Raw genomic sequence first — 21,902 nt, 5'->3', positions numbered from 1 at the left:
GGATAGTCATTTCCGTGCTTGGGAGCATTAAAGCACATCTGCCGGATATCTTCATATCCTTCAAAGTTGGCCTTAATAGCCTCCAGTAGTTTTTCCATGGTTACGGCCTTGGTTTCAAACACCAGATGCCGAATGGCGAGAAGCGAGTTGGCCGCGTCAATGCCTGCGGTCATGATAGGATTGACCTGCGGGTAACGGGTGCCGCCTTCTTCTTCGCACATCCCTTTGTCTATGCAGCCATCATACATAACGGACCGGAAGATGCTCGGCACCACTTCAAGCCGCGCCATCTGGCTCAGATCAGAATGGTGGCGAGAAACAGTGAACACCTGTTTGAGCTGCGCCTTATAGGCATCGTAAACTTCCTCAAAGCTCTTGAATTCTACGGGATCACCAGTTTCAACGCCCAACTGTTTTTTGGTTTGCGGATCTTTGCCATTGTTGAGCAGAAGTTCCACAACCTTGGCAAGGCATGGCTGGTCTTCCTGGGTAATAAAGCTGCCCTTGCCGCAAACACCTGTGGAGACGCAGCCGTAGTTGCCCACGTTGCGCGCATCTTCCAGGGTGATGCCGCCTTTATATTGCCCAAAGCGGTTCATGGTGCGTTGAATAACCACGTTGTTGTTCAGAATCTGCGGCTGGCCGGACCCACCACGGATGCATTCCACCACCTTGTGCATGTAAGAATCTTTAAGCTTGGGGTGGTAGAGCAGGGTCAGGGTCGGCTGGATGTTTTTCATCTGGATCTGCGTTTCCAGCAGCAGTTCTTCAAGCTCCGTGCTGGCATCGTTGCCGTCCTTGTCAAACCCGCCGATGGTAATGCTTTGACCCGTATGGCCAGAGAGGGTCATGGCGTAGGAGCCGCCCTGATACTCGGCCAGTTCCAGATGCTTTATCCACTGGAATTTGAGCAGAGTGAGCACCTGCTCGCGGCTCATGTTGCCTTCTTCAATATCCTTTTTGTAAAAGGGATACATGTACTGACCATAGCGGCCGGGTGAGCAGGCGCAGGCCATCTGTTCGGTTTCTATGCAAAGATGGATGAACCAGAAAGACTGTATGGCTTCACGGAAGTTGCGGGCCGGGAATTCAGGAACACGGCGGCAAATCTCGGCGATTTCGAGCAGTTCTGCCTTGCTGGCAGCATCAGTTTCTGTTTGCGCCGTTTGTTCGGCCAGATCGGCATATCTGTGGGAATGGGCGATAACCGCTTCGCAGGCAACAATCATGGAGCGGTACAGTTCGGTCTGGTTGGTACGCTCAAGCGTGGTGGGGCAGTCAAGCAGGCGCTGCTTCAGGTCATCAATGACCCAGCGCATGCCCTTGTTCAGAGCCAGGGGATAATCGGCAATGCCTGACCCGCTGGCAACGCTCACGTTGTCATAGTACACGCCAGCCTTGGAGTAAGGGGCGGGGTTGAATCCGTACTTATCCTTGAACAACTTGTTGTTTATATCGATGCAGGTGTGACCGCGCCAAGATTTATATGTTTTTTCAAGCAGCTCCTGAGTTTCCTGCGGGATCTTCATTTCGCCGAGCGAGGCCATTTTGGCCATCTGCATTTCTTCCTTGATCCAGGCCACGTTCCATTCAGGATATGCGTAAACACCGGCGCGAGTGCCGGTCAGCGTTCCCACAATAGGGTTCCCGTCCAGGAATATCTTTTTCTTGAGCAACACGCGTTCGAGCAACTTGGCCCGTTTGTAGAATATGTGCTCGCCGTTGAACTCCTGATAAACCTCATCAAGGAATTGCAGCCGTTCCGGATCCATGATCTGCGGGGCATTGAGAAGAAATTCCTTAAGGTCGGTCAGGCGGCTTGCCGCCGTGCTCCAGTTGATCGCATAACCCTTGGGTTCGGTTGTTTCACCGCTTTGAAAGGGAACAACAGGCATTGTATACTCCTAACTAGTTTTGCCCTGCATACGCAAAGGCAGGTTTTTTGCTTGTAAGAAAACAACGCGTTTATGTGGGGATAAGCACAAGCTGTGCCACGCACTGGTTTTATTGCCAAAAGCGTTAAAAAGCGGGCTAGCGCCGTGTTGGAGGCTGGTTAACCTCTCAAGACAACGTAAGAAAATTTTATAAAAAGAAAGAAATTTGTCTTTTTTTAAAAAAACAGATACTCAAAACTAGAAGTAATGTCGGGTGCCTCCGCAAAAGGGGCTGTTTGGCTAAAGGGATGTGAAAAATGGCACATGATTCCACGTTGCGACGCAGATTCGCCAGTGTAAGCCGTGAAAGCGTACTCAATCCGTCCATGCTTGCTATCTGGGATGGCATGGGTATTGGCGTTGCTGTTGTTGATGCAGAAGGGATATGCAGATACATGAATCCGATTCAGCAGCGGATTGATGGATTTGATCATGTTATTGGTAAGCATATTACCAATCTGTATGTTCCGCACGACATCAAATGTATACCGACAATTGAGTGTCTTCAAAAGGGAAAGCCCATATTAAGGAGGGTGTATACCTATAAGACTACAAACAATTTTATGACCCGTACAGTCACGGATTTTTTTGCGCTGTTTGATAGTGGCGTTAAAGATGGCGTTATTGCGTTTACAAGCTGGCTTGGAGAAGACATCCTCGGCAAGCTTGGTATACGCAAAAGTGAAGGGAGGGGCTGTGCCAAACCGCAGACGTTGTATTCATTCAACGATCTTGTTGGTAAGGATCCGGCTCTTGTGGCGGTGATCGAGGCCGCGCGCGCAGCAGCCCAATCAAGCTCGCCGATCATGATCTGGGGGGAAAGCGGCACAGGTAAAGAGGTTTTTGCTCAGGCCATACACGCTGCGAGCAGCCGGTCGGCCTTTCCTTTTGTACCCGTAAACTGCGCTGCCATTCCAGAAACCCTGCTTGAAAGCATCCTGTTTGGTACCACCAAGGGCACCTATACCGATGCTTCAGATAAGCCAGGTCTTTTTGAAGAAGCCAACCACGGCACCATCCTGCTGGACGAGCTCAACTCCATGCCGCTTGGTCTGCAAGCCAAGTTGCTGCGCGTTTTGCAGGAAAAGCGAGTCCGGCGACTTGGATCGCACGAAGAAATCCCTGTAGATGTGCGGATTATCAGTATCCTCAATCAACATCCCCTTGAGGCGGTGCAGAGCGGCGTGCTGCGACGGGACTTTTTTTATCGCCTTGCGGTGGTAAGCTTGGCAGTACCACCATTGCGCGAGCGGCGGGAGGATATCCCTCATCTTGTTAAAGCTGTTGTGGCTAACGCAGAGGGCGGAAATCCTGTCAGCATTTCCAGCGAGGCCATGCACATGTTTATGGAATACCACTGGCCTGGTAACGTCAGGGAGCTGGAGCATGTGATTGAAGGCAGCCTGGCAATGATGAACGAAGAGCGTTCCATTGATCTCAACTCGCTTCCGAAGCATTTTCTTGAGTTCTACCAAAAAGACCGTAAGGAACCCGCAGGCGTACCTGTAGCGCAACTGACGGAAGCAGCTTCAATTATCGAAAATAACCATAAAGAAGCATATTACGACTATAGTATGATTCAAAGAGGTGCATCTGTTTCGCTTAAAGACTGCATGAATGCCTACGAATCTTCATGTATTAATAATGTGCTGCGAATTACTGGCGGGAATGTAGCCAAGGCAGCGCGGATGATGCACCTTACGCCAGCTGGATTGCGCTACAGGATAAAAATGCTGAAAATTGATGATTCTTATTATTAGACTGAGATAATACAATCTGTAATTATAATAAATTTTATTTATATTTGTTTTGAAAGCAAGATCGCGGCTGATACTGCAGTAAACAGCAAGGAAGCGCAGGGCAAAAACAGGCAAGTTTTTTATTGAAAGCGCACCATAATGTTTAGAGTGCGGTCAGAGCGCGGCAGATGAGAGCCGCGTGTACTTCACCAGTAAGTGGTTTGTCGTGGCGGCAACATGCATTGAGAAAGCGCTTTATTCAAGCTTGATCGTGCTGGGGAGGCCTCCGGCAGGAAGTTTGTTTTAATGTAATCAATGTGTTGCCATGCTCTATGCCTGGCTGAAATTTTCTGTCCGGCTCTTATTGTATGACCAATTTGAATGCGGGATTTGTAAGGTTAACATCATAAAATGACTACTTATATAGCATGGGAAAAAGATGGGTTTGTATTGCGGTCTGCCACATTTGAAGATTTAGAACCTTACTATGAGCAGAATTACAATCCTCTGGACAGTGACCTGGTAAGGATGACAGGCTGCAAGGACAGCTTCACAAGACAAGAAGTTGCTGCTTTTTTTAAGAAATCCATTGAATCTGACGAAAGGTATCTATTTTTACTCATAGCGCCCGACAAGAGTATTGTTGGCGAATGCGTTGTGAGCGAGATTGATCCTGTTCTTCGCAGTGCTCATTTTCGTATTGCTATTCTTCAAGATGCATATAGGGCAAGAGGACTTGGAACCTGGGCAGTTCAGTCCGTATGCAGCTTTGTGTTTGATACATTAAAAATGCATCGTCTTGAGCTGAATGTGTTTTCATACAACACGCAAGCGCAGCGCGTGTATGAAAAGTCAGGGTTCAGGACAGAAGGCATCCGGCGCGATGCGATTATGTTTAATGGCAAGTATGCGGATGATATTTTAATGGCCATTCTGGAAGATGAATGGAGTTTAATTAACTAAAATATAATGATAATTTCACATATGTTCTGCCCTCTGCTGATGCGTTTTGCCCACATGTGTGGTGTAAATAATTCATATATAATTCCTCTTGTGTACGAATCGAATATTTCTCAAGCGCGATGCTGCCATTACGGCCTGAGACTCCCCTTAATACCTTGATTGGAGCAATATAAAGCAGATAGTGGTGCAATTACTCAATGCCGTGTGCATCCCTATCGACAAGCTGATGTCCTTACGCTAACTTGATATACAACTTCAGGCCGAATCATGTCGGCGGCATCTGCAACAGCAAGGTATCCTGTGGTTTTTTATAGGGTTTGTCGTGTCTTGCCTGTCTTCAAGGGCGGCGGGTCATGACAACATCAGCGCCTTCAGGTTGGAGGCCCTCATTCGAGGTGGCGTGTCAGCGCCAGCCTGTTTCCCCTTTCCATAGTTTAGGCGGAAAGCGGGGGCTTTTTTATTGCCTGCCACCCGCCTGCTCTTTTTCCATATCTCTCCGCGTTTCCACCTTTAGCAGTTTAGTTGCCGAAGCTTTCCATTGTATTGACCGCCTTGCAGCGCAGGGCTGCTGGCGCTTTTGTCATATTGCCCGCTCCACAGCCTTGCGCTGTGCGGCGGGTTTTGTTTTGCGTTTTTTTGCGTTTTTGTGCCGCAGTAATGGGTACGATCAGGAGTATGCGCTATGTATGTAGCTGGAATTGATGTTGGTTCTGTGGCTGCAAAGGCCGTTGTGCTTGAGCTGCTGCCCAACGGCTGCTCGCAGATTGCCGGGCGGGCAGTGCTGCCCACAGGCTGGAATACCGCCGAGGCGGGCGAATTTGCGCTCAACAATGCCTGCGAGGCTGCGGCAATGGCGCGCAACGATCTGAGGCATGTAACGGCCACGGGTTACGGGCGCATCGCCCTGCCTTTTGCCGACAAAACGGTGACGGAGATCAGTTGCCACGCACGGGGCGCCGCGCATCTTTTCCCCCGCGCGGGGCTTGTGCTCGATATCGGCGGGCAGGACAGCAAGGTGATAAGCCTGGATATTCCGCGAGAGGCGGAGGCAGCCAGTCTTGATGCTGCCAGTCTGGATGCGTCAGGCGTTACGGGCAGCCTGGGCGCGCTCAAATCCGCCAGCAAGCCGGGCGCAGTGCGCGATTTTTTGATGAACGACAAGTGCGCGGCAGGAACCGGACGTTTTTTGCAGGTGCTCTCGGGCATTTTGAACATGCCGCTGGACGAGCTGGGCAAGGCTGCCGCCACTGGCAAGCCTGTGGCCATCTCTAGCATGTGCGCCGTGTTTGCAGAAACGGAAATTGTGGGCCTGCTGGCCCGCAGCACACCGCCGCAAGATATAGCAGCCGGGGTGTTCCGCGCCATTGCCCGCAGAATGTGCGCCCTTGCCCGGCGTATCCCCATGCAGGGGGAATGCGTATTTACCGGCGGTCTGGCAACAAGCCCCGCCTTTGCGGCCATTCTTTCAGACGAACTTGGCCTGACAGTTCAGGTGCCCCACGACCCGCAGACTGTGGGTGCGCTGGGGGCGGCCCTGATTGCCGCAGATTTGTATGCGAAAAAAGACCGTGCTCTCACTACACAGCGATAACCTCAATAACCTCACAAGGAAGGAAAGCATCATGAAGTGTGCCAGCTTTGACAGCATTATTACCGCTTTTGAAAAAAACGCTCTGGCAGTGCAGGAGGCCAAGAGGGAGGGCAAGAAAGTTGTGGGCCAATACTGCCTGTACAGCCCTTCTGAAATAGCGGTGGCCGCCGGGGCCATTCCCGTTTCTTTGTGCGGCACCCGCAACGATTCCATTCCCGCAGCAGAAGAAATGCTGCCCCGCGCCCTTTGTCCGCTTATCAAGAGCAGCTTCGGCTTTGCGCTTAAAGACAGCTGCCCCTATCTGAGCGCTGCTGACGTAGTTGTGGCCGACACCACCTGTGACGGCAAAAAGAAAATGTACGAGCTGCTTGCAGCCTACAAGCCAGTTTTTCTGCTGCAACTGCCCCAGGTGCAGAATGATGATGCCCTTGCCTACTGGAGGCATCAGTTTGAACTGCTCGTCGCCTATCTGGAAAAAGAATTTGGCGTATCCATCACAGAGCAAAAACTGCGCGACGCCATCAAGCTCATGAACCGTGAGCGTATGGCCCTCAAGGCCGTTATGGATCTTGCAAAGCGCAAGCCCTCGCCCATTACGGGTATGGAGCTGCTGGAAATCGGGTTCAAAACGTCCTTCTTCCCCGACAAGGAAAAAGGCATTTCCATGATGCTGGAACTGGCGGACGAACTTGGCAAAATGGCCGATGCGGGTCAGGCAGGAGTTGCCGCAAGCGCGCCGCGCATACTGCTGACGGGCGTTCCTGTGGGTATGGGGTCGCACAAGGTTGTGCGCCTGATCGAAGAATGCGGCGGCAGCGTGGTTTGCCTTGATAACTGCTCCGGCTATAAGAAAACCCGCGTGATGATGGACGAGCAGGGCGACCCGCTGACCGAGATGGCCCGCCGCTATCTGGACGTGCCCTGTGCCGTCATGTCGCCCAACCCCCGCCGTTATGAAGCCATCAAGGAACTGGCGGCAGATTTCGCAGTGGATGCTGTGGTTGACCTGACCTGGCAGGGTTGCCAGACCTATGCGGTGGAATCGTCCTCCCTCAAAAAATTTGTTCAGGAATCCTTGCAGTTGCCCTTCCTGCAAATCGAAACAGACTACTCTGAAACGGATACGGAGCAGCTCAAGGTTCGCATAGAAGCGTTTATCGAAATGCTGTAAAAGCAGGCGATTGGCACGCCGCGCAGGTGTGCACATTGCATGCGTACAAGGCGGCCAGGTATTACCGTAATGGGGGAGCCTGGCCGCCAAACTGTTGGAAAACGGTAAAGCATCCGGTCATCAAGAATCATGTAATCAGGAAGCTGCGATGGCATTTGAGCCACCCGCTTGTGAAAAAGTGTTTTTTTGCACTGTTGCAAAAAAACACTTTTTTAAATTATAATGTAAATTTAGCATGTTATGAAAAAAATGTTGCAAATTTACAACAATGGGAATAGCCGGAAGATTCTGAAACTTTTGAGGCAATCTAAAAATATATAAATATTACAGGGTGTTAATTGTAATGGCACGGATGATGCTCATAGGTGGTCATTGAGATGAATATCACAAGCATCTCGCTTGAACATAATCACCATTCAGGAGTTTCATCATGAGTCAGTGCGGTTGCTGCATGTCCCCCCAGGAAGAACGCGTTGTCAATAAGAGCGTTGACCGTAAAGGGCGCGAGCGCGTTTACGGCATTCTGGAACAGAACCAGTTCAGCCTCCCCCATGTGGACGTTGAGCGCGCCAAGTATTTCACCGAATCCATGCGCGAAACCGAAGGCGAACTGCTGACCCTGCGCTGGGCCAAGGCACTGAAAAACGTGGCCGAAAAAATCACCGTCTACATTACCCCCAACCAGCTTATTGCTGGCCGCGTGGGCAAGTTTGGCCGTTACGGCATTCTGTATCCTGAAATAGACGGCGACTTTTACCGCGAAGTGCTGGCCGACCTGGAGCACCGCGACAAGAGCCCCTTCCAGATTTCGCAGGAAGACATCAAGGTTGTTATGGAAGAGATCGCCCCCTACTGGGAAGGCAAGACCTACCATGAACACCTCAACAAGACCCTGCCTGCCGAAATCCGCAACGTCACCTATGTGGACGAACGTGGCCTCAAGTCCAAATTCGTGGTGAGCGAAACCTCGTCCTACCGTTCGGCCCTTCAGTGGGTGCCGGACTACGAAAAGGTCATCAAGCGCGGCTTCCTCGACATTCAGAAAGAAGCCCGCGAAAAGCTTGCCACCCTTGATCTGACCAACTCCGTTGATCTGTGGGACAAAAAGCCCTTCCTCGAAGCCATGATCCTTGTGTGCGACTCCATCATGATCTGGGCCAAGCGCCACGCCGATCTGGCCCGCGAACTTGCCGCCAAGGAAGGCAATGCCAAGCGTAAGGCCGAGTTGCTCCAGATCGCCGAAACCTGCGATCACGTGCCCGCACACCCTGCCCGCAGCTTCCGCGAAGCCATGCAGTGCCAGTGGTTTGTGCAGATGTTCTCGCGCATCGAGCAGAAGGCCAGCGCCATCATTTCCAATGGCCGCATGGATCAGTATCTGTACCCCCTGTACAAAAAAGACATTGAAGAAGGCATCATCACCCGCGAAGAAGCCAAGGAACTGCTCGAATGCATGTGGGTCGATATGGCCCAGTTCATCGACCTGTACATCAACCCCACGGGCGTTGAATTTCAGGAAGGTTATGCCCACTGGGAAGCCGTGACCATCGGCGGCCAGACCCCCGAAGGCGAAGACGCCACCAATGACCTGACCTACCTGTTCCTTGAATCCAAGCGCGAATTCCCGCTCAACTACCCCGACCTTGCCGCGCGCATCCACTCCCGTTCGCCCGAACGCTTCCTGCGCGAAGTGGCCCTGACCATCAAGGACGGCTCCGGCTTCCCCAAGCTCATCAACGATGAAGAAGTGGTGTTCCTCAACACCATCAAGGGCTGCCCGGTCAACGAAGCTCTGGACTACGCCGTTTCCGGCTGCACAGAAACGCGCATGCCCAACCGCGATACCTACACCTCCGGTTGCGTGTACGTGAACTTTGCCACCGCCCTTGAAATGACCATGTACAATGGCCGCATGCAGCACTACGGCGATGAAGTTGTGGGCCTTGAAACGGGCGAAGCGACTTCCTTCAAGAGCTGGGAAGACTTTTACGAAGCTTACAAGGCCCAGCACCTCAACCTGCTGCGCAAGGCCTTCCAGCAGCAGCATGTGGTGGACAAACTGCGCCCGCAGCACTTTGCAGCGCCGCTTTCTTCCGTGCTGCACAACCTGTGCATGGAAAACCTCATGGATCTGCACTGCGAAAAGATCCCCGGTGGTGTGGATTACTCCTACTTTGAATTCCTGGGCTACGGCACCGTGGTTGACTCCCTTGCCGCCATCAAAAAGCTGGTGTTTGAAGAAAAGCGCCTGAGCATGAAAGAAGTGGTGGAAGCCTGCAAGGCCGACTTCAAGGGCGCCGAACCCGTGCGCGAAATGCTGCGCAACGCCCCCTGCTACGGCAACAACGATCCCTATGTGGATAGCATTGCCAAGGACGTAGACCGCTTCACCCAGGTGGAAGCCGAAAAGAGTTCCCGTGATCGCGGCGTGCATGTGGACGTGCGCTACGTGCCCATCACCTCGCACGTGCCCTTTGGCAAGGTGGTTTCCGCCACACCCAACGGCCGCCATGCCTGGACGGCGCTTTCCGACGGTTCTTCCGCTTCGCACGGCGCGGACAAGAACGGCCCCACTGCGGTTCTGCTCTCCAACTACCATTCCAAGAACTACGGCATGACCAACCGCGCTTCCCGCCTGCTGAACATCAAGCTGTCGCCCAAGTGCGTTTCCGGCGATGAAGGCACCGAGAAGATCGTGAACCTTATCCGCACCTGGTGCGACCTCAAGCTGTGGCACCTGCAGTTCAACATCGTGAACAGGCAGACCCTGCTCAACGCTCAGAAAGAACCCGACAACTACCGCAGCCTGCTGGTGCGTATTGCAGGGTACAGCGCGTACTTCTGCGATCTTTCCCGCGATCTGCAGAACGACATCATCGACCGTACCGAACACGCCCAGTTCTAAAATATCGTCGCGAGGGGCTTTTGCCGGACTGCGTCAAGTTTCTTGCCGGATACCAAAGGCCCCTCGCAGCGATACTCTCCAAAACCCTCAAACAAACAGACCGTCAGGGGAGGGGGGATGCCCCTCCCGCAAATTTAAAGCGCGGAAATCAGCCGTTTAACAGAGCGCAAGCCCGCCATCTGCTCCTGATTTCTGACCGCGTTGACCTTGCCAACGCTCCGGGGGGAGGGGAGCAATCCCTTCCCCCTTTGAATTTCCTCCAACGGCGCGCCAGGGCTGGCCGCACACCAAGGATGACCCCATGACTGACGCACAAGTACAAGGTGTTGTTTTTAATATACAGAAGTTCAGCGTGCACGATGGCGAAGGTATCCGCACCCTGGTTTTCCTCAAGGGTTGCCCTCTGCGTTGCCGTTGGTGCAGCAACCCCGAGTCGCAGAATCTTCATCCCGAGCATGCCTTCAATCCCTCGCGCTGTCTTACTGCCCAGGTCTGCGGGCGCTGTCTCAATGCCTGTACGTCGGGCGCGCTCAGCCTTGTGGATGGCCTGATTGTACACGACCGCAGCAAGTGCAGCGAATGCTTTGCCTGTGTGCGGGCCTGTCCCTCGGGCGCGCAGAGCGTATACGGCGAAACCATGTCTGTGCGACAGGTGCTCGATAAAGTTGAAGAGGACGGCGTTTTTTATCACCGTTCCGGCGGCGGCATGACCCTCTCCGGCGGCGAAGCCCTCATGCAACACGAATTTGCCAATGCCCTGCTGCGCGAGGCCCGCAAACACCACATCAATACCACCATCGAAACCTGTGGCTGCTATCCTTACGAACATCTGCATGAGGCCTGCAAGCACCTGAACAAGCTGATTTTTGATATAAAGAGCCTTGACCCTGTGCAGCACAAAAAGCATACAGGCGTGGATAATATGTTGATTTTGCGCAATTTCGCACGAGTCTGTGAGGATTTTCCCCAATTGCCCATACTTGCGCGCACCCCGGTGATACCAGGATTCAATGAAACTGAGGATGATATCCTGGCTATCCGCGAGTCGATTCCCCGGCGGCCCAATATCCAGTACGAGCTGTTGGGCTACCACCGCATGGGGCAGCCCAAGTATGGCTACCTTGGTCGCCAGTATGAACTGGAAGGCGCAAAGCTTGATGAAGAAAAGATGGAGCGCTTGAGAAAGATTGCTTCTTAGTGCTGAATTTATTGTGTTTTTATAGTGTTGAGCGCCAGGGCCTCGCGGCCCTGGCGCTCTGTTTTTGGGTTGAATATTGATGGTTGTGTAAAAATGCACAGCCAGCTATTGGGTGTGTGTTTTTTTGCACAGATTGGTGGTCTAATATTTATATAACATTCTTATTTATAATGAAAAAATATTGTTTCTAGGTTTGTTGCATTTTTGCAACAGGCAGGCATGTGTAGTTCAAAATTGTAAACAATTCTTATTCCTGATTAAAATATATAATTATTTTAGCATATTATGGAATTATTTACTTCTCGTTTTGCCACTTTACGCCGTTTTGGGGGATGCACACAGCTCCATTTGCGAGTGCTGGCATCCGGTGCAGTTTCTCAGAAATATATTTTTTCGACATATTTTTTATAACATTATGATATTAAAGGTATTTTTTAATAATATCAATTGCCATCACTATTAGGAGGCTTGTTTTTGCACTCAATTTCACAATAGGCACGCTTCTTGCCTTTAGGGATGCATAGCCGCGAGGCACAATTTTTATTCCTAAAGGAATGTTTCATGAACATCATTGATTTCCGTTTTCGCCCCAGCACCCCTGACGCCGTTAAGGGAATGCTTTCCAACAAAGTGTTCGGCGGCATGTTTGAACTTTTCAAATACGCTGACCGGGCCAAGCCAGAGCCCATTGAAAAGATCGTTGCCGACATGGAAAAGCAGGGCGTGGTCAAAGGGGTTGTGACAGGGCGTGACGCTGAAACCACCTATGGTCTTGGATCCGCCAATCCTGGCATTCTTGAACTCATGCGCCAGTATCCGGACAAGTTCATCGGCTTTGCCGGTCTTGATCCCCACAAGGGTATGGACGCAACAGCCGAGCTTACAAACATGGTGGACAAGGGCATGCGCGGCGCGGCCATTGACCCGTATCTTGCGCGCATTCCTGCCAGCCATGCCAAGTATTATCCCATTTACGCCAAATGCTGCGAACTTGACGTGCCCATCGTCATCACCACCGGCCCCGCCACCCTGGTGGACGGCGCTGTGATGGACGATGCCCACCCCCGGCACATCGACCGTATCGCCGCCGATTTCCCCAAGCTCAAGATTGTTATCAGCCACGGCTGCTACCCCTGGGTGAGCGAGGTCATCATGACCGTGCACCGTAACCGCAACGTGTACATCGACCTTGCGGAATACGAGGAACAGCCGTTCTCCGAGGGCTACATCAAGGCTGCCAATACCCTCATCGGCGACAAGGTGCTCTTTGCCAGTGCCGCGCCCTTTATGGATTTTCAGGAGCAGATCGAGCTGTACAAACGGCTGCCCTTTACGCCGGAAACGCTTGAAAACGTCATGTACAACAACGCGGCGCGTCTGCTCAATCTTTAACGATTGCAGACGCAAGCCGCGAGGCTGCGCATCTGCCCAGCGAGCTTTGACCGGGAGCGGAATCGGTTTCGTGTCCTGGTAATGAATAAACGAAGAGGCATCAGGGAATGTTCCCCCCAGGCGCTAGCGCTTTGGCGCAAAGGCCAGTATGAACATCCAGGCAAAAGGATCAAAGGAAAACCATGCATAGCGAACAAATGACTCACGACCAGAAGAAGAATCTGCGCCGCGTTGTGGCTTCGTCCATCATCGGCGCCGTCATCGAATGGTACGACTTCTTCCTGTACGGCGTTGTGGCCGGGCTTTTCTTCAACAAGTTGTATTTCCCCGATTTTGACGCGCGCATCGGCACTATGCTTGCTTTTGCCACTTTTGCGGTCGGCTTTGTGGCGCGGCCTCTGGGCGGCGTGATTTTTGGCCACTTCGGCGACAAGCTGGGCCGTAAAAAAATGCTCATCCTGACCCTGGAAATCATGGGTATCGCCACGGTCTGCATCGGCCTTATCCCCACCTACCACACCATTGGCATCTGGGCTCCTATCCTGCTGATCGTCTGCCGTCTTGCCCAGGGCATTGGCCTTGGCGGCGAGTGGGGCGGCGCGGTGCTCATGTCTTACGAATCCGCACCGGCCGACAAGCGCGCCTTTTACGCCAGCCTGCCGCAGATCGGCATGTCGCTTGGCCTGCTGCTTGCCTCGGGCATCGTGGGCTTCTTCTCTGTTGTTCTTACTGACGAAGCCTTCCTCAACTGGGGCTGGCGCGTTGCCTTCCTGCTTTCTGCCGTGCTGCTTGCCGTTGGCGGCTACATGCGTAGCACCGTGCAGGAAACCAAGGACTTTTCTGAAGCCAAGGAAAAAATGCCTGAAGCCAAGTATCCCTTGCTGGACGCCTTCAAGCGTTATCCCAAGATGATGCTGGCCTGCATGGGCGCACGCTTCATCGACGGCGTGTCCTTCAACGTCTTTGGCGTGTATTCGCTCACCTATCTTACGCAGCAGCACGGCATTGGCCGCTCCGCAGCCCTGACCGCCGTGATGATTTCTTCCCTTGTCATGTCCTGCTTCATCCCCTTCTGGGGCCACATGGCCGACAAGCACGGCAAAGCCAAAATTTACGGCGTGTGCGCTGTGCTGCTCGGTATCTCCAGCTTCCCGGCCTTCTGGGTGCTGCATAACTTCTCCGGCAACTACCTGTGCGTGGTGCTTGCCCTGGCGCTGCCCTTCGGCATCCTGCACGCCGCCGTGTTCGGCACCATGTCCAGCGTGTTTTCTGAAAGCTTCGACGCCTCGGTGCGTTACTCGGGCATCTCCTTTGTTTATCAGTTCACCGCCATCTTTGCCTCCGGTATGACCCCCATGGTCGCCACCATGCTTACCGGCATGGCCGATGGCGCGCCCTGGTACCTCTGCGGTTATCTGGCCGGCATCGGTCTGCTCAGCGCGCTTTCCACCCTGTGGCTCAGCCGCATGGCCCGCGCCCGCCGCAATGCCCAGGCCAGCAAGACTGTTACCCAAACCCCTAAGACCGCAATGGTAGAAGCCACCAGCGCCGAAGGGTTCTAACAATGGAACACGCTGTCGGCTTTTGCCGGACGGCAGCGCCTTTCATTTGCTCCCATGCCCGTAAACCGGGCGTGGGAGCATACTTGCGCCCTGGGAGATAATGCATGTACAATCCCCACATGCTAGCAGACTATGTAGAACAACTTTGCGATACCTTCCGGGACGCCATATGCGTTACTGACCGGGAGGGCATCGTTACGCTCGTGAACAAGCGCCATGCGGAACTGACCGGTATTTCCCGTGAAAAGATGATGGGAAGCCGCATTCAGGACATGGTGCAGAACGGCATTTTTGACGTTGTGCTTAATCCGCGCATTGTGGAAACAGGGCAAAAGGTCTCAAGTGTACAGAACCTCTACAACGGGCGCACCCTGCTGCTTGACGGGCATCCTGTAAAGGACGCCACAGGCAAGGTCGCCTACGTGGTGACGGTTATCCGCGACATCACAGCGCTGACAGAACTGCGCGAGGAAATCACCGCGCAGCGCGAACTGCTTGAGACTTTTCAGAATCTCAGCAGTGAAGGCGTCACGGGCAACCAGTACCCGCGCGTGGTGCAAAGCCCCGTCATGCAGCGCCTGTACGCCGAAGCCTCCGCCATTGCAGAAACGGACGCAACCGTGTTGCTGCTGGGCGAAACCGGCGTGGGCAAGGACGTTGTGGCCAGGCATATCCACCGCAACAGCCTGCGGGCCGATGCGCCCTTTATCAAGGTGGACTGCGGCAGCATCCCTGAAAACCTGATTGAAACGGAACTGTTCGGCTATGTTCCCGGCAGTTTTTCCGGCGCAAGCAAGCATGGCAAGGCCGGGCTTGTGGAGGCGGCCTCCAGCGGCACCTTGTTTCTTGATGAAATTGGCGAACTGCCCATGACCATGCAGTCGCGCCTGCTGCGGGTGCTACAGGATTGGGAAGTGCTGCGCGTGGGCGCCACAGTGCCCAAAAAGGTGGATGTGCGCGTTGTGGCCGCCACCAACAAGGAGCTGGAGCGCGAGGTCGCCAAGGGCACGTTCCGTTCGGATCTTTATTACCGACTCAAGGTGGCGGTGCTGAACATCCCGCCCCTGCGCTCGCGCCGCGTGGATATTCTGCCGCTGGCGCAGAGCTTTTTTACCTTTTACGGCAAAAAATATCGCAAGTCTGTCAATCTTTCTGACGAGGCCAAGCAGGTGCTGCAAAACCACACATGGCCGGGCAATGTGCGCGAGCTGGAAAACCTCGTGCAGGGGCTTGTGGTAACGTGCAAACACGGGCTTGTGGGCGTGCGCGATCTGGCGGGTATCCGCCCCTTGCCGCCGTGCGAATCCGGCGAAGGGCGCTACGCCTTGCCCTCCATTGAAGGCCGCTCGCTCAAAAGCATCATGAAGGAAGTGGAAACTGCGGTCATCGAAAAAGGCATGCAGCGTTATGGCTCCATAAGCGAGCTTTCGCGCCAGTTTCAGATGGACCGCAGCACCATCTTTCGCAAAGTTAAGGAAATTGAAGCCATCAAGCACGGTTAGCGGCTGCGCCTGCCACATCAATACATCTGGGCGGCGCGGCTTGCCGCAGGCTTTTGCAGCGGCGGCTGTTGCAATCTGCGCCATCGCAGCGCGACCGAATATTCTGGAGTATGCATGAAGGGTCTGAACCTTGCGCGTGAATTTTATGCGGCCTGCCTTCCCGCTTTGCGGGCGGAAATTCCCGACATCATGGACGTGGCCGCCGCTGGTCTGGTGGGCGAAGGCTCGGAATGCTTTGGCTGCGACGATGCGGAATCTCAGGATCACGACTTTGGCCCGGCCTTTTGCCTCTGGCTGCCGCGCCAGATTCTGCGGGCAGAACTGCCGCGCATAGAGGCTGCCTTTGCCCGCTTGCCCCGTGAGTTTCAGGGCTTTGCAAGCAGGCTTGCGCCTGAGTGCAGGCAGGGCAGGGTAGGGCCGCTGCCCATTGAAGATTTTTACGCCTTTTTTACCGGGCTGGATGATGTGCCCGCCACCTGGCAGCAGTGGCTTGCCATCCCCGAACATCAGCTTGCAGCCTGCACCAACGGGCAGGTGTTTGAAGACCGGGGCGGTGAATTTACACGGCGGCGCGAGGCCCTGCTGGCCTGCTATCCGCGTGATGTGCTGCTCAAAAAGATGGCGGCCCGCTGCATGATCATGGCGCAGGCCGGGCAATACAATCTGCCCCGTAGCCTCAAGCGCAATGATTCTGTGGCGGTCATGCTGGCAACGGCGCGCTTTGCGGAGGCGGCGCTTTCCTTCGTCTTTTTGTGCAACCGCCGTTACATGCCCTTTTACAAATGGGCGGGAAAGCTGGCTGCAACCTTGCCCGTGCTCGGCCCGCAACTGGCGCGCGCATTGAGCCTTGTGGCGCAGACCCCGGCCAATCAGGAACACGGAGCGCAGATTGTTGCGGCGGTGGAAGAATTTTGCGGCATGGCGGCGGCGCATCTGCGCGCTGTGGATTTGAGCCGTGCATCCGGCAACTGGCTCTGGGAGCATGGGCCGCAGATTCTGCGGCATGTGGAAGAGCCAGCCCTGCTGCATATGGATATGCTGCAAGGCTGATTTTGCCCCGCAGCGCTTGCCTCTGGCTGCATTAGAAACCCCTTTTACTCTGTCGAGCACCTATTCCACGAGGAGTTGCCGATGGCCGCACAACGCCAATGGCTTGATGAACTGCGCCCCGCCCTTGATCTGATGAAACAGGGCCAACCGCAAAAGTGTATTGAAGCGCTTGAAACGCTTGTTGCGCGCTATCCCGGCGATGACCTCTGCCGCGCTCTGGCTCTGGACGGCGTGGGCCGCGCCAACTTTGCCCTGCAACGCCCGGATGCCGCCGTTCAGGCCCTGCAGGAAAGCCTTGCCCTGCTGCGCGCTACCATGGGCCCCACAGCGCCCATGACCCTCGGGGCCATGCAGAACGTTGCCCATGCACTGCTTGGGCTTGAAAAAGTTGAAGAAAGCCTTGATCTTGGACGTGAAGCCCTGCGGCTTACCATTGAGGCCTGCGGGGCGGATTCCCCACAGGTTGCGGAAGCGCAGTTGCGTCTTTCTTCCGCCTATTATCGCAAGCGCGATTTTGACCGGGCGGAATCCCTCATGCTCAGCGCCAAGGAAATCTGGGAAAAGCAGGGTTTCTGCGTGCCGCAACTGGGCGTTTGCCTCAATAACCTTGGGCGCATCTGCGAAGAACGCGGGCAGCTCGCCGAGGGCATCGCCCTGCACCGTCAGGCCGTGGCTTTGCGGCGGGAACTGCTGGGCGAGCACGAGGAAACAGCTTTTTCTCTGGGTAATCTTGGCGTGGCGCTGGCCTCTGCCGGGCAGTGGGACGAGGCCGCCGCGACCTTGCAGGATTCTGTGAGCATGTACGACAGACTTGGTCTTGGCATGGGCGCAGAAGCTCAGGGCTACAAAAAGAATCTTGAAATCTGCCATCAGGCCAGAGCGGCTGCGGCCCCCACGGCCTGAGCTGAAGGAGTATAGGCTATGCAGGAAAATTTTGATCGGGAAGCAGCGCTTGCCGAGATCATTGAACGCGAGCTTGCCATGTTTTTGGCCACCAACAACGAGGGCGGCGTTTCAGAATGCCAGACCCGGCCCGACACATTCCGCGCCATGCGTAAAATGGCCCATTCCGCGCACGAAGACGCCGTGCTGGATTCGTACCTTGCCGATTTGCGGCAGGCGGAAGTGAACAGCCGCAATCTCATGGTTGAAAAATACGCCCGCATGGACGACCGCCTGCCGCCCCTGAGCACAAGCCCGCTGCTGGATGAAATCGCCGATGCCGAAGAGGCCTTTCTGCATGAGGCGCAGGCGCGCTATCCGCACGTCATAAAAAGCAACGGTCAGGGAATGTTTCGCCGTTACCTGCGCTGCGAGCTTGAAACGCTTTCGGACAGAACGTTGGAACTCTACGCCGCGCAGGTGCGCCGCGCGCAACAGCAAGGCCGCAATCTGGTCGTGGAGCGGCATGATTTTTTGATGCGCCTGCTGGGCAAGGGCGGCATTGACGCCTGCGAAGCCGCAGCACAGGGCAAATAGCAGGGGCGCGGGATATGGAATTTGGTTTTATCGGCGTAGGCGTCATGGGCGGGCCGCTGGCGCGCAATCTTATCCGCGCGGGCAAGACCGTGCACGTGTACAACCGCAGCGCCGAGGGGAGGGATAAAACCCTTGCCGCCGGAACAAGCGGCGTGCCCGCCATGAGCATGGCAGACATGGCTCCCTGCAATGTGGTCTTCACCTGTCTGGCCCTGCCGGAACATCTGACGGAAAAAGCCCTCGGCCCGGATGGCCTGTATGCGCACATGCAACCCGGTTCCGTGCATGTGGAACTTTCGACCATCGATTCCCAGACAGCCTTTGCCCTTGCCGAGGCCGCAGACAGGCAGGGCATCGCCTACATTCAATGCACCCTTGGCAAAACGCCTGCCCATGCGGAACGCGGCGAAGCCCCGCTCTTTGTGGGCGGCGACCAGCAGGCCATTGCCGGTCTGGTCGAAGTCTGGCCCGTTCTTGGCGTGTTCAATAATGTGGGCACGGTGGAAGCTGCCTGCGCGGTCAAGCTGGTCAGCAATCTTGTGGGCATGGCAAATCTTGCTGTCTTGAGCGAGGGGCTGCGCATAGGCGAGGCCGCAGGCGTGGAAAAAAATCTGCTGCTGCAACTGCTTTGCGAAACTGGCGCGCACAGTTTTCAGCTTGATGCTAGGGGAAAATCCATGGCCCAAGGGGAGTATGATCCCCCAAGGTTCGCGCTGGATCTCGCCCTCAAGGATCTGCGCCTCGGCTGCGGCATGGCCCACGGCATGAATGTGGATGTGCCCCTGCTGGATATGGTTTTTACCCGCTTTGGGCGTGGTGCGGCTGCGGGGTTGGGCAACAAGGACTGCGCGGCGGTGCACGAAGTTTAAGGGCTGATTCTCCACCATTCTCTTGCCGGGCTGGCGGGTATTTCCAACTCGCACAATGCGCTGGCAAGCAGCGGCAAGCCATGATGTTCATTAAAAGAACCCCCATCAGGCGGGCAGAGTATACCGGAAGGAGTACCTGTTTTTGCCTGATGGGGGCTGTTTTTTGGGGCTTGCCGCGCGGGTTCTGTGCAGAAAACGTGCGGGAGACCCCATAATATGCTTTGTGCGGGCGTGATGCCTTTTGTGTTGGTTTACTTGAGCGCCGCCGCGCCAGCCTTGGAAACGGCGGTGTCTTCAGCCACGCTGCCGCCGCTCACGCCGATAGCCCCGACAATGACCCCATTGCGGATCAGCAGTTCGCCGCCGCCAAAGATCACGAGACCCCTGTTGGTGACTTCAATACCATAGAGTTCCTTGCCCGGCTGGGAGGCCGCGCCAAGCTGAGCGGTAGACATGTTGAAATACCGGGCCGTTATGGCCTTTTTTTGCGAAATATCGATGCTGCCAATAAAGGCTCCGTCCTCACGGACAAAGGCTTTGAGGTTGCCCCCGGCATCCACAACGGCAATGTTCATGGGGATTCCCTGTTTTACAGAGAAAGCCAGAGCAGTGTTGAGCACTGTCTGCGCTTCGGCCAGGGTAAGATCACCAGGAAGCTGCTTTGCGGGTGCTGAAGCGTAAGCGTTGAAGGCAACAAGTAAAAGGACAAGAAAAAGAGGCAGGATACGGCGCACGGTGCTACTCCTTAGTTGATGTTAAGGAAACAGAATTTCAACCGTGGGGGGGCGAAGCCGTCTTTGCGGATTCAGCTCCTGATGCTTGAGAGTAGACCTTTGTGTAAAAAAGAACAATATCGTTTTTCTGGCTAACCGGGCTGCGGATGTCTGCCTATGTTTTATCTTGATGGGGTAGAGCCGCCGCACACGCAGATAGTGCCGCTGTGTTTCTGACTGGAGGTGACGGCGCAGCTATCTGCTCCAGAGAACAAGATCGCCGTCTTCCGGGTCTATGGTTTTGCCGCAGGGCGTAAAGCCGTTCTCTTCAAGCACACACTGCGAGGCCCGGTTGTTAGTGGCTGTTTTGGCTGTATAGCGCATGGTGGAATCATGAGCCTGCGCCTCAGCCAGCATCAATGCAAGTCCGCGTGAGGCAATCCCCATTCCTTGAAATTCTGTTGCAGTGCCATAACGTTGGCAATGGTATCAGCCTTGTCTGTGTGCAGAAAAAATGCCGTGTCCAGAGGTTGCCCCGAAGTGTTAGTGATAAATTAACCTCACATCAAAGCATGTCCTCTTGTAGTTTAGCAGTTCCTATATCCATTTTGATAAATTTTGCCGGTCAGCCAGCCAAAGATCCGTTCGGCCTCCGCTGGTTTATAACCCTGCCACCAACCTAGACCATACGAGCATCATACAGAAAAAAACACGTTCTTGTTTAAACAATCATTGTGGAATGTTCCGTTAACGCTCCCAATGTGCTCATTCTCTGCGGGCTTACCCGGACGAGTGAACTTTATCTGCATTGCAGAAAAGCCCATGTGTTCATGATATTACCGCAAGGTTCTGGATCGTTATCAACCTTGATGCGCTGCGGCAACCTTCACAGCCGATCATTTGCCAAATTCAACATCCGAGTCCACAAGCGCGAACCTTGGTTTCTAGGTGGTGGCCGCTTGGCTGAATAGTGTTTAAACTGAATCGCTCAGCAAAAACTCTGCCTAAGTAGCCACGTCAAATACAAATGTGATTCGGCTTCCCTGTTGGCTAGGGGCATTAAAGTTTTTTGACAGCACATCCTTCAGGACGACAATGCCAAGTGCCTGCTCGCATTCAAGTTTTTTCAGTGGGCGTTATCTTCCTCCAACAGGCGCAACGGTTTGTCGTCTGAACTGTCATTCCACAGAATTTGCGGTGCCATTTGTAGAAATGTCGTCTCCGTGATGCGATTTGGGTGGCACAGGTCAACGTTGCAAGCTTCAGTCTCGGCTTGCCGCAATACTTCAATAATTTGTACTTTGGTAAAGCTGCTTCGTTTCATTTTCATGCTTAAATGTCTGGAATGCTAACCTTTCGATGACATATATTCATGAGGAGGGGCAGAGTCTGTTGACATGAAGAATTAGTGTGAGCAAAATGAAAACGTAAAAACAAGAAGCTACCAATCAGAAGGTAGTGTTCGTAGCGGGGAGCTAGAATTACTTATCGTTCCACTGTTGTATTGAAAGGGTAAAAACAAGCATTGAAAAAAAATATTTTTTCCTATAGCCTGTCTAGCTGAATTTATGGCTATTGCAACAATCACAGGTTGATTTCTTTATATTACCCTTAGTTATATAGATTTGCAATTTTGTTTTAACCGTGTGTAGCTAAAAAAAAGCTAATTTAGATTATTGTGAAAGTAATATTTGTGCCAACAACGGATTTCTGCGAAAAGGTTATCATTTGTGTAAAGGGATGTTTCGAAGTCGTGCTTAACTGCAATTATTCTGGTTAAAGTCAAGCATGTTCTAACAGAACAAGCATTTTCTGATAAAGTTACAACTTGCGG

Annotated in this window: 16 protein-coding genes and 1 pseudogene; 13 read left to right on the top strand and 4 right to left on the bottom strand. The window is 53.8% G+C overall.

What is annotated here, in order from left to right:
- A partial coding sequence (locus JMF94_RS14770; protein WP_240826052.1) for a pyruvate formate lyase family protein occupies positions 1 to 1,895 on the bottom strand: 1,895 nt, incomplete at its 3' end.
- Positions 1,896 to 2,191: 296 nt separating this feature from the next.
- Here JMF94_RS14770 and JMF94_RS14765 point away from each other — a divergent pair.
- From JMF94_RS14765 to JMF94_RS14705, 13 genes are all read left to right on the top strand, one after another.
- On the top strand, positions 2,192 to 3,694 hold the full coding sequence (locus tag JMF94_RS14765; protein WP_240826051.1) for a sigma 54-interacting transcriptional regulator: 1,503 nt from the start codon (positions 2,192 to 2,194) through the stop codon (positions 3,692 to 3,694).
- A gap of 390 nt (positions 3,695 to 4,084) precedes the next feature.
- Entirely contained in the window at positions 4,085 to 4,636 is a 552-nt protein-coding gene (locus JMF94_RS14760) for a GNAT family protein (protein WP_240826050.1), read from the top strand.
- 682 nt (positions 4,637 to 5,318) lie between these two features.
- Positions 5,319 to 6,227 carry an acyl-CoA dehydratase activase gene (locus tag JMF94_RS14755; RefSeq protein WP_240826048.1) on the top strand — a complete coding sequence of 303 codons (909 nt, stop codon included), beginning with the start codon at positions 5,319 to 5,321 and terminating at the stop codon, positions 6,225 to 6,227.
- Positions 6,228 to 6,258: 31 nt separating this feature from the next.
- Complete coding sequence (locus tag JMF94_RS14750) at positions 6,259 to 7,398, top strand: double-cubane-cluster-containing anaerobic reductase (RefSeq protein WP_240826046.1); 1,140 nt, start codon at positions 6,259 to 6,261, stop codon at positions 7,396 to 7,398.
- Positions 7,399 to 7,828: 430 nt separating this feature from the next.
- Positions 7,829 to 10,303, top strand: a complete 2,475-nt coding sequence (locus JMF94_RS14745) for a glycyl radical protein (RefSeq protein WP_240826044.1) — start codon at positions 7,829 to 7,831, stop codon at positions 10,301 to 10,303.
- Between the two features lie 301 nt (positions 10,304 to 10,604).
- Entirely contained in the window at positions 10,605 to 11,501 is an 897-nt protein-coding gene (locus JMF94_RS14740) for a glycyl-radical enzyme activating protein (RefSeq protein ID WP_240826042.1), read from the top strand.
- Between the two features lie 561 nt (positions 11,502 to 12,062).
- Positions 12,063 to 12,893, top strand: coding sequence for an amidohydrolase family protein (locus JMF94_RS14735; protein WP_240826040.1), 831 nt, complete (start codon positions 12,063 to 12,065; stop codon positions 12,891 to 12,893).
- 182 nt (positions 12,894 to 13,075) lie between these two features.
- Entirely contained in the window at positions 13,076 to 14,455 is a 1,380-nt protein-coding gene (locus JMF94_RS14730; protein ID WP_240826038.1) for an MFS transporter, read from the top strand.
- 119 nt (positions 14,456 to 14,574) lie between these two features.
- On the top strand, positions 14,575 to 15,957 hold the full coding sequence (locus JMF94_RS14725) for a sigma 54-interacting transcriptional regulator (protein ID WP_240826036.1): 1,383 nt from the start codon (positions 14,575 to 14,577) through the stop codon (positions 15,955 to 15,957).
- Between the two features lie 114 nt (positions 15,958 to 16,071).
- The gene (locus tag JMF94_RS14720) at positions 16,072 to 17,007 is read left to right on the top strand and encodes a DUF4037 domain-containing protein (protein WP_240826034.1); all 936 of its coding nucleotides are present in this window, start codon (positions 16,072 to 16,074) and stop codon (positions 17,005 to 17,007) included.
- 81 nt (positions 17,008 to 17,088) lie between these two features.
- On the top strand, positions 17,089 to 17,910 hold the full coding sequence (locus JMF94_RS14715) for a tetratricopeptide repeat protein (protein WP_240826032.1): 822 nt from the start codon (positions 17,089 to 17,091) through the stop codon (positions 17,908 to 17,910).
- 18 nt (positions 17,911 to 17,928) lie between these two features.
- Positions 17,929 to 18,486, top strand: coding sequence for a DUF4125 family protein (locus JMF94_RS14710; RefSeq protein WP_240826030.1), 558 nt, complete (start codon positions 17,929 to 17,931; stop codon positions 18,484 to 18,486).
- A 14-nt stretch (positions 18,487 to 18,500) separates the two neighbouring features.
- Positions 18,501 to 19,355, top strand: coding sequence for an NAD(P)-dependent oxidoreductase (locus JMF94_RS14705; protein ID WP_240826028.1), 855 nt, complete (start codon positions 18,501 to 18,503; stop codon positions 19,353 to 19,355).
- A 251-nt stretch (positions 19,356 to 19,606) separates the two neighbouring features.
- Here the strand turns inward: JMF94_RS14705 and JMF94_RS14700 are convergent, their stop codons facing one another.
- The 3 genes and pseudogenes from JMF94_RS14700 to JMF94_RS14690 all read right to left on the bottom strand — a co-directional run bounded on the left by JMF94_RS14700 (position 19,607) and on the right by JMF94_RS14690 (position 21,398).
- The gene (locus JMF94_RS14700) at positions 19,607 to 20,089 is read right to left on the bottom strand and encodes a heme-binding protein (protein ID WP_192111522.1); all 483 of its coding nucleotides are present in this window, start codon (positions 20,087 to 20,089) and stop codon (positions 19,607 to 19,609) included.
- 234 nt (positions 20,090 to 20,323) lie between these two features.
- A pseudogene (locus JMF94_RS14695) lies at positions 20,324 to 20,539 on the bottom strand (GNAT family protein); the annotation flags it as partial.
- 655 nt (positions 20,540 to 21,194) lie between these two features.
- The gene (locus tag JMF94_RS14690; RefSeq protein WP_240826025.1) at positions 21,195 to 21,398 is read right to left on the bottom strand and encodes a hypothetical protein; all 204 of its coding nucleotides are present in this window, start codon (positions 21,396 to 21,398) and stop codon (positions 21,195 to 21,197) included.
- Between the last annotated feature and the right edge of the window lie 504 nt (positions 21,399 to 21,902).

The sequence above is a fragment of the Desulfovibrio sp. UIB00 genome (genome assembly GCF_022508225.1).
Lineage (GTDB): Bacteria > Desulfobacterota > Desulfovibrionia > Desulfovibrionales > Desulfovibrionaceae > Desulfovibrio.
This window is presented reverse-complemented; position numbering and strand designations above follow the sequence as displayed.